The sequence below is a fragment of the Streptomyces sp. NBC_01537 genome (assembly GCF_045040445.1).
Taxonomy (GTDB): Bacteria; Actinomycetota; Actinomycetes; order Streptomycetales; family Streptomycetaceae; genus Actinacidiphila.
Genome location: NZ_CP109392.1, coordinates 3,207,603 through 3,222,624 on the forward strand (window position 1 = coordinate 3,207,603; position 15,022 = coordinate 3,222,624).

Annotated in this window: 9 protein-coding genes; 4 read left to right on the forward strand and 5 right to left on the reverse strand. The window is 72.3% G+C overall.

Annotated features, from left to right (window positions below):
• Window position 1: 1 nt before the first annotated feature.
• The 3 genes from OG607_RS14570 to OG607_RS14580 all read right to left on the reverse strand — a co-directional run bounded on the left by OG607_RS14570 (window position 2) and on the right by OG607_RS14580 (window position 9,349).
• The gene (locus OG607_RS14570) at window positions 2-7,240 is read right to left on the reverse strand and encodes an SDR family NAD(P)-dependent oxidoreductase (protein ID WP_405723295.1); all 7,239 of its coding nucleotides are present in this window, start codon (window positions 7,238-7,240) and stop codon (window positions 2-4) included.
• A gap of 508 nt (window positions 7,241-7,748) precedes the next feature.
• Window positions 7,749-8,246 carry a peptidylprolyl isomerase gene (locus OG607_RS14575; protein ID WP_405723296.1) on the reverse strand — a complete coding sequence of 166 codons (498 nt, stop codon included), beginning with the start codon at window positions 8,244-8,246 and terminating at the stop codon, window positions 7,749-7,751.
• A gap of 140 nt (window positions 8,247-8,386) precedes the next feature.
• Entirely contained in the window at window positions 8,387-9,349 is a 963-nt protein-coding gene (locus OG607_RS14580) for an ABC transporter substrate-binding protein (protein WP_405723298.1), read from the reverse strand.
• A gap of 398 nt (window positions 9,350-9,747) precedes the next feature.
• Here OG607_RS14580 and OG607_RS14585 point away from each other — a divergent pair, with 398 nt between their 5' ends.
• Genes OG607_RS14585 through OG607_RS14600 form a run of 4 tightly spaced genes read left to right on the forward strand, consistent with a single transcriptional unit; the run spans window position 9,748 to window position 13,634 of the window.
• On the forward strand, window positions 9,748-12,147 hold the full coding sequence (locus tag OG607_RS14585) for an ATP-binding protein (protein ID WP_405723299.1): 2,400 nt from the start codon (window positions 9,748-9,750) through the stop codon (window positions 12,145-12,147).
• Window positions 12,144-12,620 (forward strand): roadblock/LC7 domain-containing protein, encoded by a 477-nt coding sequence (locus tag OG607_RS14590; protein ID WP_405723301.1) that lies wholly within the window; start codon window positions 12,144-12,146, stop codon window positions 12,618-12,620. Before OG607_RS14585 ends, OG607_RS14590 begins: the two co-directional genes overlap by 4 nt.
• Window positions 12,620-13,075, forward strand: coding sequence for a DUF742 domain-containing protein (locus OG607_RS14595; RefSeq protein ID WP_405723303.1), 456 nt, complete (start codon window positions 12,620-12,622; stop codon window positions 13,073-13,075). Before OG607_RS14590 ends, OG607_RS14595 begins: the two co-directional genes overlap by 1 nt.
• Window positions 13,023-13,634, forward strand: coding sequence for a GTP-binding protein (locus OG607_RS14600; protein ID WP_405723305.1), 612 nt, complete (start codon window positions 13,023-13,025; stop codon window positions 13,632-13,634). Before OG607_RS14595 ends, OG607_RS14600 begins: the two co-directional genes overlap by 53 nt.
• 9 nt (window positions 13,635-13,643) lie before the next feature.
• Here the strand turns inward: OG607_RS14600 and OG607_RS14605 are convergent, their stop codons facing one another.
• Together OG607_RS14605 and OG607_RS14610 are read right to left on the reverse strand one after the other, a co-directional pair.
• Window positions 13,644-14,507: a hypothetical protein gene (locus tag OG607_RS14605; RefSeq protein WP_405723307.1), complete on the reverse strand. Its 864-nt coding sequence runs from the start codon at window positions 14,505-14,507 to the stop codon at window positions 13,644-13,646.
• A 12-nt stretch (window positions 14,508-14,519) separates the two neighbouring features.
• Window positions 14,520-14,963, reverse strand: a complete 444-nt coding sequence (locus OG607_RS14610; RefSeq protein WP_405723309.1) for a hypothetical protein — start codon at window positions 14,961-14,963, stop codon at window positions 14,520-14,522.
• Between the last annotated feature and the right edge of the window lie 59 nt (window positions 14,964-15,022).

Here is a 15,022-nt window from a genome sequence, read left to right on the forward strand (position 1 = left end):
GTCACCAGCCCGAGGAGGTGTAGACGACGGCCCCGGCCGTCTCGTCGCCCCACGCGAGTTCGCGGAGCAGCGCCGCCGTCCCCTCCTCGGGGTCGATGAGCTTGATCCCGCGCCTGGCGTACTCCCTGCCCAGCTCCGGGCTCACCATGCCGGTGTGGCCGCCGGTGGGCGCCCACGGTCCCCAGTGCACGGTCAGCGCCCGGCGGCCGGTGCGGCCGGACCAGGCGGAGCCGAGGGTCTCCAGGGCGTCGTTGGCGGCGGCGTAGTCCACCTGGCCGCGGTTGCCGAGGGCGGCGGAGATGCTGCCGAACAGCACGGTGAACAAGGGCCCGTTGGGCAGTTCCTCCAGAGCCTCCAGCAGGGTCTCGGCGCCGCTGGTCTTGGTGCCGTAGACGCGCTGGAAGGACTCGGCGGTCTTCTCGGCGATCAGCCGGTCCTCGATCACCCCGGCCGCGTAGACGACGCCGTCGAGCCGCCCGTGCTCGGCGTGGATCTCCTTGACCGCCTGGAGCGCGGCGTCCGGCTCCCGGAAGTCCACGCTGCGGTAGCGGGCCTCACTGCCCAGTACCCGCAGCTCCTCCAGGGTCGCGGCGATCTCCCGCTGGGCCAGGATCAGTTCGGCCTCGCGGTTGATCTCGGCCGGTTTCAGGACGCCTCCCGCCCGCGAGGCGAGCGCCGCGCGCAGCGCCGTACGGTCGGGTGCCGCGGCGGTCGCCGGGTCCTCGGGGCCGGCCGGCGCGGGCGTCCGGCCGAGCAGCTCGATCCGGCACCGGGAGGCCGAGGCGAGCGCGGCGGCGAACTTCGCGGTGATGCCCCGGGCCCCGCCGACCAGCAGCACCACGGAGTCGCGGTCCAGCCCGATGGCGGCGGCCTCCGCCGCCCCCTCACCGGCGGGCCCGGCCCCGGTCGTGCCGAGGGCGCCCAGCGGGACCTCCGCCATCTCAAGGCCCTGGCGGCCGGACGCGGTACGCAGCACCACCGGGGCCCCGTCCGGCGCGAGCAGTTCGGCGACCAGCGCATCAGCGACTGCGGCGGGCCCGGTGCCGGCCCCGTCGAGGTCGATCACCCGGGCGGCGGTCTCCGGATACTCGCGGGCGACGGTACGGAACAGGCCGTGCAGCCCGGCCGACCGCAGATCGTTCCCGGCGGGGCGTACGGCGAGCAGCCAGCGCGGGCCGCGCCCCAGGGCTGCCCGGAACACGGGGAATGCGTCGGGCAGCACGGGCGGGCGGCCGGCCGCCAGGGAGTCGAGGTGCAGCACCCCGTCCACCTGCCCGTCGCCCTCCGTCAGCAGGTGCTCCGCGTCCACGGCGGCCGCCTCGGCGCCGTACGCGGCGAGCCGGGCCGCGACCTCGCCCGCCGCACCGTCCCCGTCCCCGACGAGGACGAACCGCTTCCCGGCGAGTACCGACGCCGGGTCCGCCGGGGCGCCCCCCGCCTCCAGGGCCACCGGCCGGAGCTGGAACCGCCTCGGCGCCTCGCCGGTGACCGGTGCCTCCTCGGGCTCGGGAGCCACTGCAGGCGCGGCCGTGGTCAGGCGGGCGGAGAGCCATTGCGTCACCGCCGCCGCCGTACGGGCCTTCGCCAACTCCTCCAACTCCGCATCCTCCAGCCCGGCCAGATCGGTGCCGCCACCGGCACCGAGCCGCCTGGCCAGCTCACCGGCGATCTCCGCCCGCTTGATCGAGTCGATACTCAGATCCGCTTCCAGATCGAGATCCGGCTCGATCATGTCCACCGGATAACCCGTACGCTCAGCGATGATCTCCAGCACCATCCGCAGCACATCAGACGCGGCGGGCGCGGCGACTGGCGCGGCAGGCGCGGCCGTGGTCAGGCGGGCGGAGAGCCAGCCCGTCACGGCCGCCGCCGTACGGGCCTTCGCCAACTCCTCCAGCTCCGCATCCTCCAGCCCGGCCAAGTCGGTGCCACCGCCAGCGCCCAGCCGCCTGGCCAGCTCACCGGCGATCTCCGCCCGCTTGATCGAGTCGATGCTCAGATCCGCTTCCAGATCGAGATCCGGCTCGATCATGTCCACCGGATAACCCGTACGCTCAGCGATGATCTCCAGCACCATCCGCAGCACATCAGGCACAGCTTCGAGAACGGGCTCCGGCTGTTTCGCGGGCTCGGGCACGAGCTGCAGGACCGGCTGCTGCACGATCGCCGGCGGCGTGGGCCGCTCCCCCGCCGCCCCGCCGAAGTAGGTCAGCAGCACATCGCGTTGCGCGGCCACCATCTCCCGGCTGGTGCGCAGGAACTCGGAGATCAGAGCGTCCCCGGGGTTGGGGTTCGTCGTCACGGTGGTGGTCTCCAGGACTCGTCGGGCCGGTGCGAGGGCACCTGGGAGGAGTTCTCCGGCGGCGGTGCGGACCAGGTGTCCGTCGACCGTCCAGCCGGGCCGCTTCGGCGCGGGGGTCCGCCCGGCGTCGACCGCGTCGCGGCCCTGGAACAGCCATCCGGTGCGCACCGGCAGCCCTGCAACGGCCAGTTGGGCCAGGGCGTCGAGCCAGCCCCGCAGGCCGCTGTCCGGGCGCGGCGCGCAGACGACGGTGCGGTGCGGGCGGTCGCCGAGGATCTGCGCGACCAGCCGGGTGAGTACGGAGCCCGGTCCTGCCTCGACGAAGACCCGGGCCCCGGCCTCGTACATCGCCTCGATCTGCGCGACGAAGCCGACCGGGGCGCCGATCTGGGCGGCGAGTTCCTTCCGTACGGCGTCGGGCTCGTCGCCGTACGGAGCCGCCGTACGGTTGGACCACACCGGGAATTCCGGCGGGCGCACGGCCTGCTGGGCCAGCGCCGCCGCGAAGCGCTCGCCCGCGCCGGCCACCACAGGGCTGTGGAAGGCACAGGCCACAGGTATGCGTTTCGCTCCCAGCCCTGCCTCGCGCAGCAGCCGCACTGCCGCGCCGACCGCCTCCGTCGGCCCCGAGATCACCGTCTGCCGGGGCGAGTTGTGGTTGGCGACGACGACCGAGGCGGGCGCTCCCGCCTCGCGCAGGGTCCGCCCGACGTCCTCGGCACCGGCCGCGACGGCGGCCATGGTCCCCGGGTCCTCACCGGCGGCCGCGAGGATTGCCGCCGCCCGCTCGGAGCTCAGCTCCAGCAGCGTCTCGGGGCCGATCGCACCGGCCGCGCACAGGGCGACCAGCTCCCCGTAGCTGTGTCCGGCCGCCATGTCCGGCCGCACCCCGGCCCTGGTGAGCAGCTCGTGGGCGGCGAGTCCGACCATGCCCAGCGCGGGCTGAGCGGCCCGGGTGTCGGTCAGCCGGGCCTGCTGGCGGTCGCGCCCCTCGTCGTCGAAGGCGGTCGCGGGGTACAGCACATCGGCGTGCTCGCGGCCGAGTTCCAGGTAGTGCTGCAGCTCGGGGAAGGCGATGAACGCGTCCGCGAACATCCCGGGCTGCTGGCTGCCCTGGCCGGGGAAGAGGAACGCGACCTTGCCGCCGGCTGCTGTCGGGGTGCTGCTGCTGTACGTCGTGTTCCCGCCGGCCTTTGGCCCATCGGCCCGGCCGTCTTCGGCCTGCGGCCGAGGCGCGTCGGCCGCGTGCGAGCCCCACACGGGTGCGGTGCCCGGAGCGGCAGCCGGATCGTCCCCGGTCGCCAGGTGGATTCCGGCCGCGGTGTCGTGCTCCCCGGCGAGAGCCCGGCGCAACTGGCCGGTCAGCCCGTCGACGCTGGTGGCCACGACCGCCACCTGCACAGGCTCGTGCCGGCCGTCCGAACGGCGGGAGGCCGCCAGCGCGAGGTCACGGAGCCGCCAAGGACGGCCGGGGGCCTCGGCGAGGGCGAGGAGGTCCTCGACGGCACGGCGTGCGGCAGCCGGTTCGGTCCCACGGAACGTGAAAAGCTCGGCGGGCCAGGCGTCCAGGCCGTGGGCCGGCGGGGCGGTGTCCGCGTAGGCGCTGAGCACCACGTGGAAGTTGGTGCCGCCGAAGCCGAACGCGCTGAGCCCGGCGATGCGTTCCTCCGCCGGAGCCGCCCAGGGCCTGGCCCGGGTGTGGAAGACGAAGGGGCTCTGCTCCTCCCGCCACGCCGGGTTGGGCCGCTCCACGTGCAGGGTGGGCGGCTTGACGCCGTGGTGCAGGGCCAGCACGGTCTTGATCAGCCCGGCCAGGCCGGCGGCGCACTTGGTGTGCCCGATCTGCGACTTGACCGAGCCGAGCGCGCACCCGCCGGCCTTGGCCCCCGCCTCGGTGAACACCTCGCCCAGGATGGTCAGTTCGGTACGGTCGCCGACCACGGTCCCGGTGCCGTGGGCCTCGACCAGGCCGACGTCGGCGGGTGAGATCCCCGCGTTGCGGTAGGCCCGTTCCAGCGCGGAGCGCTGCCCTTCGGGCCTGGGTGCGGTCAGGCCGAGCGAGCGGCCGTCGCTGGAGCTGCCGACGCCCTTGATGACGCCGTAGATCCGGTCACCGTCCCGTTCGGCGTCTTCGAGCCGCTTGAGGACGACGCAGGCGACGCCCTCGCCCAGGGCGATGCCGTCCGCCGAGCTGTCGAAGGCCCGGGACCGGCCGGTCGGGGAGAGCGCGTGCACCGACGAGAAGAGCACGTAGTCGTTGATGCCGTTGTGGAGGTCGGCGCCGCCGCACAGGACGACATCGCTGGTGCCGCCGACGAGTTCCTTGCACGCGACATCGACGGCCGCCAGCGATGACGCGCAGGCCGCGTCCACGGTGAAGTTGGCCCCGCCCAGGTCCAGCCGGTTGGCGATCCGGCCGGAGATCACGTTGGAGAGCATGCCGGGGAAGGAGTCCTCGGTGAGCCGGGGCAGCTGCTCCTCCAGGCCGTCGGGCACCTTCCCGTAGTAGGACGGCAGCACCGCCCGCAGCGTGCTGGCGTTGGACAGGTCGCTGCCCGCTTCGGCCCCGAAGACCACCGAGGTGCGCGAGCGGTCGAACGCCCGGCCCCGCTCGCCGTATCCGGCGTCCTCCAGCGCGCGGCGCGCGGCTTCCAGCGCCAGCAGCTGTACGGGCTCGATGCTGCCCAGCGAGGCCGGCGGAATGCCGTAGCGCAGCGGGTCGAAGGGGATGCGGGGCAGGAAGCCGCCCCACTTCGACGGAGTGACCGGGGTCGCCCCGTCCGCCTCCGGCGAGTAGTGCACGGCAGGATCCCAGCGGTCTGCCGGGACCTCGCCGACGGCGTCGTTGCCGCCGATGATGTTCGCCCAGAAGGCGGCGAGGTCGGGAGCCTGCGGGAACATGCAGGCCAGCCCCACGACGGCCACGTCCAGAGGGGCGGGAGCCGCCGGGCTGCCTGCCGTCTCCTCCCCCAGGCTTTCGCGGAGCAGCGCCGCCCGTCCGGCGAGGAATTCCGCCGCGCCGGTGGTCACGGACCGGTGCAGCGCGCCGATCGTGGTGGTCGCCGAGCGCAGCACGGCCACCTCGCCGGCCATGAACATGCCCTCGGCGAGCTGGCGTTCCTCGTCGACGGTCGTCAGCTCGCCGCTGTCACCGGCCCGCTCGACGCCCTTGCTCGCGATCCGCAGCCGCCCGACGTTGAGCCGCTCCAGCTCCTCCCAGATCCGCCGGTCGGCCACTCCGGAGGCGCGCAGCTCCGCCTCGATCTCCCGGAAGCCGTCACTGAACGGACTGGGTACGCACCGGGTCGCGTGGCCGGGGGCGGTCTCCAGCAGCGTGGTGCGGGTGGCGGACACGACCTGCCGCTGGAAGAGGTGCTGGACCGCCTCGCCGTCCACCGCCTCCTCGGTGAACAGGTAGGCGGTTCCCATGAGTACGCCGACGGCTGCTCCGCGCGCGGTCAGCGGAGCGGCGAGCGCGGCGACCATCGCCGACGAGCGCTCGTCGTGGACGCCGCCCGCGAAGAACACCTCGATCCGCTCGGCCTCGCCGTCGCCGGCGTCCGCCAGGAAGTCCTCGATCACCGCGAGCTGCGCCTCCCACAGGGGGAAGCTGTTGCGCGGCCCCACGTGGCCGCCGCACTCCGAGCCCTCGAAGATGAACTTGCGGGCCCCGGCCTCCAGGAACTGCCGCAGCAGCCCCGGCGACGGCACATGCAGGAACGTCGCGATCCCGGCCCGTTCCAGCGCCTCCGCCTGCGAGGGCCGCCCGCCCGCGATGATCGCGTGCGTGGGCTTCAGCTCGCGTACGGCTTCGAGCTGGGCGTTCCTGGTCTCCTCCGGCGCGAAGCCCAGCACCCCGACGCCCCAGGGCCGGCCCGCCACGGCGGTCCTGGTCTCCTCCAGCATCGCGCGGGTCTGCTCGCCGGTCGCCAGCGCCAGGGCCAGGAACGGCAGGGCGCCGTCCGCCGCGACGGCGGCGGCGAACCGCGCCCGGTCGCTGACCCGGGTCATCGGCCCCTGCGCCACGGGCAGCCGGGTGCCGAGCGCCCGGCTCATCGGGGAGCCGGACCGCAGGGCCCGCGCCGGGCCGTCGTCGCGGGCGGCATCCCGGATGGCGGCGGTCAGCGCGCGTACCGTCCGGCCCGCGTCGCCCCACCGGGCGGCGAACCGGGCGGCCAGGAAGCCGTCCTGACCCACCGGCAGCGGCCGCCCGGGCCCGGCGTCCGGTCCGCCGTCCGGCCCGGCGCCTGGCCCGCGCCGCCGCAGCACCCGGTGGCCGTCCACGACCACCGTCTCCGACCCGTCCATGGACCTCAGCGCGGCAGCTGTCTGCTCCTCCACCCCGGACTCGGCCAGCAGTGCGAGCTGGCTGTCCAGTACGACCCCGGCCGCCCCGCCGACGACGGCGGCAGCCGCCGTAGCGGGACCGATGCCGCCGCACGCCCACACCGGGACGTCCACACCGGGATCGCCGAGCAGCTGCTGCAGCAGCACGAAAGTGCTCAGCTCCCCGATCCGGCCGCCGCTCTCACTGCCACGGGCGACCAGTCCGTGCGCCCCGGCCCGGACCGCTTCGAGCGCCTGCTCCAGGTCCGTGACCTCGACCAGTACCCGGTACTGCGCCGCGACCTCGACGACCCGCCACGGCGAGTCCGCGCCGAGGACCACCGTGTGCGGACCGCCGCTGTTGCCCTTGCCTCCGGTCATCGCGAGTTCCCCGGGACCGATCAGGCAGTCCGCTCCGACCCGCACCCCGAACGGGCCGGTCGCCCAGCGCCGGATCCGGGCCAGTTCCTCTCTGGATTTTCGGCCGCCGACTCCCAGGTCGAGCACCCCGAGCCCGCCGGCGCGGCTGACCGCCGCGGCAAGTCTGGCGTCGGGTTCACCGAATGGGGAAATACCGATGACCACGTCTACGACGCGCACGGCAGACGTCATGATTCTCCGATTACTCGGTAAGATTGCACAGTGGGGGGATTTTCGGTGCACGAAAGTTGAATTCGACTTGCAAGGACGCGCGCTGCCCGAAGCGTTGCCAGGAACTCTTGTGCGAAGCCGGTCACAGGGAAGCTAGCGCCGAAGTTACCTGCCGGTCAACGAGGCATCGTCGCTTTCCGGCGCCTCATCGAATCAATTCAGCCACGACCGAACGGCCGCCCCAACAGCCGGAAACCCGGTCAATTCCATTCACCCGCGATCCTTCTCGGGCCACAGTGCCACAAACACGTCAAAGCACCCGGGGAATTCACTTGCATCTCATACCGACGAAACGCTCCCGCCGACGCGGCGCGGCTGTGTAAAGACCGCATGTCCGCACCAGGTCACCTCATCGCCCCGGCCGGCCCGCCCGCGCCCCGCACGAACCCCGGGCACATGCCGGAAAACGGCGGGTCCCCTGCCGGGGCGGAGCGCCGGCAGGGGACCCGTGGGCTTGCTTGTCAGTCGGTTACTGGTCGGCGACGACGCCGGACTTCGCGATCTTGATCTTGCTCCGGGTCGCACCGGTGCGCGAGCCCTGGCCCTCGATCGTCTTGACGATGTCCATGCCCTCGATGACCTCGCCGAAGACGACGTGCTTGCCGTCGAGCCAGTCGGTGATGATCGTGGTGATGAAGAACTGCGAGCCGTTGGTGTTCCGTCCGGCGTTCGCCATGGACAGCAGGCCCGGCTTGGTGTGCTTCAGCTGGAAGTTCTCGTCGGCGAACTTCTCGCCGTAGATGCTCTTGCCGCCGGTGCCGTCGCCCCGGGTGAAGTCGCCTCCCTGCAGCATGAAGTCGGGGATGACCCGGTGGAAGCCGGAGCCCTCGTAGCCGTAGCCGTGCTCGCCCGTGGCCAGCTCGCGGAAGTTGCGGGCGGTCTTGGGGACCACGTCGTCGTACAGCTTGAAGACGATCCGTCCCGCGGGCTCGTCGTTGATGGTGATGTCGAAAAAGACGTTGCTCATGGATGCCATCCTCACATGTTCGAGGGGCCGAAGGCTGCCGGGGCGGTCCGCGGGTCCGAGGATGTCAGCCGACCTGGACGGGACGGGCTGTTCCCACAGTTTTCCCGAGAATGTAAACCGCGCCCGGAGCCGAGGAAACCTCAGGCCAGGCCGGCCGACTTCAGCCAGGCCTGGGCGACCGCCAGCGGGTCCTTGTTCTGGCTCTGGACCTGGGTGTCGAGGGCGAGGAGGGTGGCTGTGTCGAGCTTGACGGAGACCGCGTTGAGGGCGTCGACGCCCTGCTGCGAGAGGCCGGACTTGTAGACGAGGGGGACGACATTCTCGAATCCGAAAAGATTTTCGGGGTCCTGGAGGACCACGAACTTCTCCTTGGTGATGACGGGGTCCGTGGTGAAGACGTCGGCGGCCTGGATGGTGTTCTTCCGCAGTGCCGCCTGGGTGAGGGGCCCGCCGGCGTCGAGGGCGCTGAACGACTTGAAGGTCAGCCCGTAGACGGACTTCAGGCCCAGCAGACCCTGATGGCGGGTCTGGTACTCGGGTGACCCGCCGATGACCAGGTCCGGGGCCGCCTGCTTGAGGTCGGCGATGCTGGACCCGGAGGTCAGGTGGTACTTCTCGGCGGCGGTGGCGTTGAGGGTGACGGAGTCCTTGTCCTGGGCGGGCGCGGGATCGAGAAGCGTCAGCTTGGGATCGAGCTTGGCTGTGATGGCGGCCGTGGTGGTGGCGACGGTCTTGGGGGCGGCCTGGGCGTCGAGATACGCGAGCAGGGCGCCGTTGTATTCCGGAAGAACCGTGAGGGAGCCGTTCCTGAGCAGGCCGTAGGTGGTCTCGCGGCTGCCGATGCTCTGCCGGTAGGTGACCTTGAAGCCCTTGGCCTTCAGCGCCTCGCCGTAGACGTCGGCGATCAGGATGCTCTCGGCGAAGTTGTTGGAGCCGACGACGACGGCGCTGTCCGCCTGCTTGCCCGAGAGCGAGTCACTGGAGCCGTCGCCGGAGGAGGAGCACCCCGCGACCAGCGACGCGGCCATGGCGGCGGCGAACGCGGCGGCGGCCGCGTGGGGGTGTCTCGGTGTTGACCGGCTGCTCTTGGCGGTAGGAGGCACGATTCCCGTTCCGGGCTCAGGTGACGAAGGGAGTGGCGGGCGGTGCACAAGAGGCATGAACCGCGCCGAGTCGATCAAATCCAGGCGGTTGTTGGTCAGTCAAGAGCGATTTGGTCACCGATGAGCATCGACCGATGGCCGGTTCCGGTTGTGGAGGAACGGAGAGGGCAGGCGATCGGAGCCGAGGGTTCCCCGTAATGGATTCTTGACGAACAGCGACCGCTTCGAAGCTGTGAAGAGGCTGTAGTCTCCCCGAAGCTGGGGGCGGGCGGCAGTCCGGACCGGTGATGGCATACCCGGCCGCTGCAGTCCGGTGATGGCCTGAAATGATCAAAAGCGAACAGACGCGAGTCCCGTGGCACCTCCATGTGCCATGAGAGGCCCACGAAGGAGGCTTGGTGTCCGCGAACCAGGTGGACGCGCCGGACCGGCCGTCCCCGGCGCCGTCCCTCCGGGGCGGCATCACGGACTTCGCCGACCGGTGGCCGTTCCGGCGCAAGCTCAACACCCTGGTCGGTATTCCGCTCGTCGTGGTGGCCGCGCTGCTCAGCTATGTGATCGTCCATCAGGTGGATGACGCCCGGAGCGCGGCATCGGCGGCGCAACTGGTCCGCGACAGCCGGGAGGTCGCAGAGCTCGTCTCCCGGGTGGAGGCCGAGCACCAGCAGGCCGTCCTGCTCTCCGTACGCTACGAGTCGGCCGCCCCCGGCTATCCGCCCTCGCCCGACGCCTACGAAAAGGCCCAGGTTGCCGTGGAAAGCGCGGTCGTCGACGTGCGCCGGGCCTTCGGCTCGCGGCTGCCCGCCGACGAGGCGCAGGCACTGAAGGAGGTCAGCGGCCTGACCAGCCTGCGCGACAGCATCGAGAAGAGCTACATGCCGGCCGACAACATCGACCCGGCATACGCCAACGCGGCCGACGAGCTGATCGACGGCCTCGGACTGGACCGCAACGAGTCCCTGGCGTCCACCTTCACCGGCAATCTGCTCGACTCCCTGCTGCGCACCGACGCCGCCCACGGCAGTTTCGAGACCAGCGTCTTCTCCGCGCAGACCGGTGACGCCAACGCCCTCATCGAGCTGGTCAGCGCGATCGGCTCCCATGAGCTCTACGAGCACCAGGCCGCCCGTTTCGGCCGGTACGCCACCGAGGAGCAGATCAGCGAACTCGGCGGGATCGAGCACAACGCCTCCCACGCCATCCTCGATCTCAGGTTCGCCGCCCTCCAGGTCGACCCCAGCTCACTGGTGTCCAGGACGCCCACGCAGCTGACCACGTCCTTCACCACCGCCCTGACGGACTATCAGGACTACCAGAAGCTGGCCGCCGTCCGGCTGAAGATCACCTCCTCGCTCATCGACGAGATCGCCGCCCGCGCCGACCGGGCCTCCACCGACGCCTGGTGGCGGGCCGCCTGGCTGCTGGGCGCCGCGCTGGTCGGCTTCATGCTCTGGCTGGCCTTCACCGTGGCGGTCCGCCGCTCCGTGGTCCGCCCTGTCCAGGCGCTCACCGGCGCCGCCCAGCAGGTCGCCGAGGTCGCCGGCCTGGAGCTCGCGCGGGTCGCCGACGACGACGCGGCCGACGTCGGCCCGCCCCGGCTGCGCGAGGTGCCGGTCACCGTACGCGACGAGATCGGCGAGCTCGCGGAGGCCTTCAACCGGGTGCAGAACACCGCGGCCGCGCTGCTGGAGCGCCAGGTGCTCAGCCGCCGCAACGTCGCCGAGATGTTCGGCAACGTCGGGCGCCGGGTCAGTAACCTGACCACCCGCCAGCTCGCCCTGATCGACGCCGTGGAGCGCGGTGAGACCGATCCCGCGCTGCTGGACCGCCTCTACCGCATCGACCACATCGCGGTACGCCTCCAGCGCAACGCCGACAGCCTCATGCTGCTCGCCGGCATCCGCGAGACCGGCCTGGAGGCCAGCCCCACCCCGCTCACCAACGTGGCCCGTGCCGCGCTCGGCCAGATCGAGGGCTACCAGCGGGTCCGGCTGCACGCCGAGACCGAGGTCACGGTCGCCCCCGACATCATCGGCGACCTGACGCTGATGCTCGCCGAACTCCTGGAGAACGCCGTCGCGTTCTCCCCTGCCGGCAGCCCCGTCGAGGTGTCGGTACGGGCCGGGGGCGACGGCGCGCGGATCGAGATCGCCGACCACGGCCTGGGCATGAGCGCCGAGCGCCTCGCCGAGGAGAACGCCCGGCTGATCCGCCGCGAGCGCCTGGACCTGGTGCCCACCAAGGTGCTCGGCCTGTTCGTGGTCGGCATCCTGGCCCGGCGCTGGGGGGTCGAGGTCGTCCTGGACCGCACCCCGGGCGGCGGCGTCACCAGCCGGGTCGTCATCCCGTCCTCGCTGCTGCTCCTGATGAGCCCGGTCGTCCCCGTCCCCGCCGGCAGATCCGCGTCCTACGACACGGCCCGTACCCCCGCCGCCCCCGCCGAGCCCTCTCCCGCCGCGGCCCTGCCCCGGCGCAGCGAGGCCGCCGAGCCCACGGCGCCCGGCGCACTGCCCCGGCGGATCCCCCGGCAGGAGACACCGCCGGCCGACGACGGCGACGCCACGGCCCGCCCGCTGCGCCGCCGGGTCCGCGGCGCCACCCTGCGTACGACCGACGCCGGCGCCGGCCGGCCGGCCGCCCGGCAGGCCGCCCGTCCCGCCGACGCCGAGGAGGTCCGCTCGGCGCTGGACGAGTTCGAGGCCGCGGTGGAGCGGGCCCACCGTGACAGCGCGGCACCCACGACCAGCGACAATGACCACCACGACCTGACAGGACTCCCGGAAGGAGCGGAGCAGTGACAACGCCGACGAGTGACACCCCGGCGGAGGGGGCCGCGCCCACCGATCTGCGGGCCGCCGCAGCTGATTTCAACTGGCTGCTGAATCGTTTCGCCTCCGAGACCGCGGGGGTCGTCGACGCCATCGCCGTTTCCTCCGACGGGCTGCTCATCGCCGTCTCCCGGCTGCGCGACCACGCCGACTCCGACCGGCTGGCCGCCATCGTCTCCGGCATCACCAGCCTGGCCGCCGGAGCTTCCGGCAACTACGGCCTGGGCGGCCTCAACAAGGTCATCATCGACCTGGAGGGCGGCCATGTGCTGGTCTCCGCCATCGGCAGCGGCGCGGTGCTGGGCGTGGTCACCTCCAAGGAGGCCAAGCTCGGCAACATCGCTTACGAGATGACCCTGTTCGCCAACCGGGCCGGCGCCGCGCTGAGCCCGCAGCTGGTGCTCGAACTCAAGAACACCGTCGGCACGGCCCCGACCGGCTGATGGCGGACGGCGACGCGTCGCCCGGCGAGGACGCCCCCGGCGGGGGCGGCTTCGCCGGTCCGGCTCCCGACCCGGTCGGCCGGGCCCCGGCCGTGCGGCCCTTCCTGGTCACCGCCGGCCGGGTGGCGGGCACCAGGACCGGTCCGCCGATCCCGGTCGAGACCCAGGTCGTGGCGACCGCGGCGGGGCTGCAGGTGCTCGACCGGCTGACCTTCGAGCGGCACGACATCGTCGCCGTCTGCAGGCGGCCGCAGTCGATCGCGGAGATCGCCGCCAAGCTGCGGCTGCACCTCAACGTGGTCCGCGTCCTGGCCGAGGACCTGCGCTCGGCCGGGCAGTTGTCGGTCCACGTGCCGCACGCCGGAACCGCCCAGGACGCATCCGTATTGCGAAGGGTTATCGATGGTCTCCGTACCATCCCCGACTCCCGGGGAGTACTCCGTGACACTGACTGAACCGCCTCTCCGGCCGCCGCTGCCGGTCAAGATGGTGATCGCGGGCGGCTTCGGCGTCGGCAAGACCACCACCGTGGGGTCGATCTCCGAGATCGCCCCGCTGACCACCGAAGCGGCCATCACCGAGGTCGCGGCAGGGGTGGACGACCTCACCCACACCCCGCACAAGACCACCACCACGGTCGCCATGGACTTCGGCACCATCACCATCGACCCGACCCTGAAGCTCTACCTGTTCGGCACGCCCGGCCAGGACCGCTTCGGCTTCATGTGGGACGACCTGATCGAGGGGGCGGTCGGCGCCCTCGTGATCGTCGACACCCGGCGGCTGGACGACTGCTACGCCGCCGTCGACTACTTCGAGCACAAGGGGATCCCCTTCACCGTCGCCGTCAACACCTTCGACGGCAGGATCGAGCACGAACTCGACGAGGTCCGCTGGGCCCTCGACGTCGCCGACCCCGTCCCGGTCATCGCCTTCGACGCCCGCGAACGCGGCTCCGTCCGCGACGCACTGCTCGTCGTCCTGGAACTGGCCCTGGCCCGCGCCGAGGGCTGACCCCCGGCCTCAGAAGCGGACGGCCGCGCGCAGTGCCCCCGGCACCTTCACGCGGCCGCTGAAGCGCCCGAAGCCGACCGCGTACAGCTTCTCGTCCGCCCACCAGAACAGCCGGTCGTCGCACGGGTCGTCCGCCACGCAGAAGCCGAGGCGTGCCCGCTCCTGCAGCGCCCGAGCGGCCTCGTCGAGTGCCCCGGGCGCCACCGGGGTCAGCAGCACCTCGCTGTAGCGCGGCAGGGCGACGAGCACGCCGTACGGGCACGGGCCGGGCGGCAGAAAGCGCTGGAGCGCGGGCAGGACACTGGTGACGTACGGGCTGCCGGGCTTGCTGACGGTCCTGACGCCGGTGTCCGCGTCGTCCGTGACGGTGAAGGACGGCAGTTCGTCGCGCAGGGTGTTCGCCAGCGCGTGGCTCTCCGGGTCATGGATGACGAGCTGCCCGGACCGCTGCCGCGTCAGCCGCCCCCGCCCGTCGAGCACGATGACCATGTCCAGCACACCCCCGTCCCCGTACGGCGTGCACATCAGCTCCGCCCGCTCCGCATCCGCCACCCTCGGCGTGATCTGCACCCGCAGCCGCTCCTCCAGCACCCCGAGCCGGTCCCGCTCCGCCAGCGCGGCCGTGACCTGGGCCGCCTTGGCCGCCAGCCAGGCCTCTACGCGCCCCGGCCAGGCGGCTTGCGGCACACGGGCGCAGGCGGCGGTGATCGCGTCCAGCGAGATGTCGGCGTGCGCGGTGCCCACCGGCAGGACGAGCAGCCCGTTGTCGGCGTCGAGCATCGCGTGCGGGGCGAGCGACGGGAGGAGGGCGGCGACCAGCGCCCGTACCTCGTCGGCCGGGGCCGCCCCTGAGGCTGCCTGTTCGGTCTCCATCCGCCGTTCATATCAGCCGGACGGAACCGAGGCGAACGCCGGATCGGCGAGGTCCACAGTGATCGAGTTTCCCAGGTTGTTGGTGAACGTGGCCATGTGCCCGACGACCGTCGCCCGCTCGAATGGATTGGACTCGCTCAGCGACACCAGCCACACCAGGTTCTTGTCCGCGTCGAGCCGGGCGAAGAACCCCTCCGAACCGTGGGCGCCGTCACCACAGCACACATAGCCCGACCCGTCCGGCAATCGGGCGAAACCCCGTGGGTGGTGGTCGGCCGAGGTCAGCCACTCGGGGTCCTCGGCGAGGCAGGCGTCCAGATCGAAGGGGGGACCGAGGTCGAACCATGACAGCGCGGCGCCGTCCACCTCGGCATCGCGAGCCGAGCCGTCCGCCCGGTAGAGCCCGTCCCACGCGGGCCTCTCGCCCGCGAGCCACAGCTCGGTGATCCGGCTCATTCGCAGTCAGTCCCCAAGGAGTTGCCATCCGGACAAGCTTCGGCAGGCGGACGGCTCGA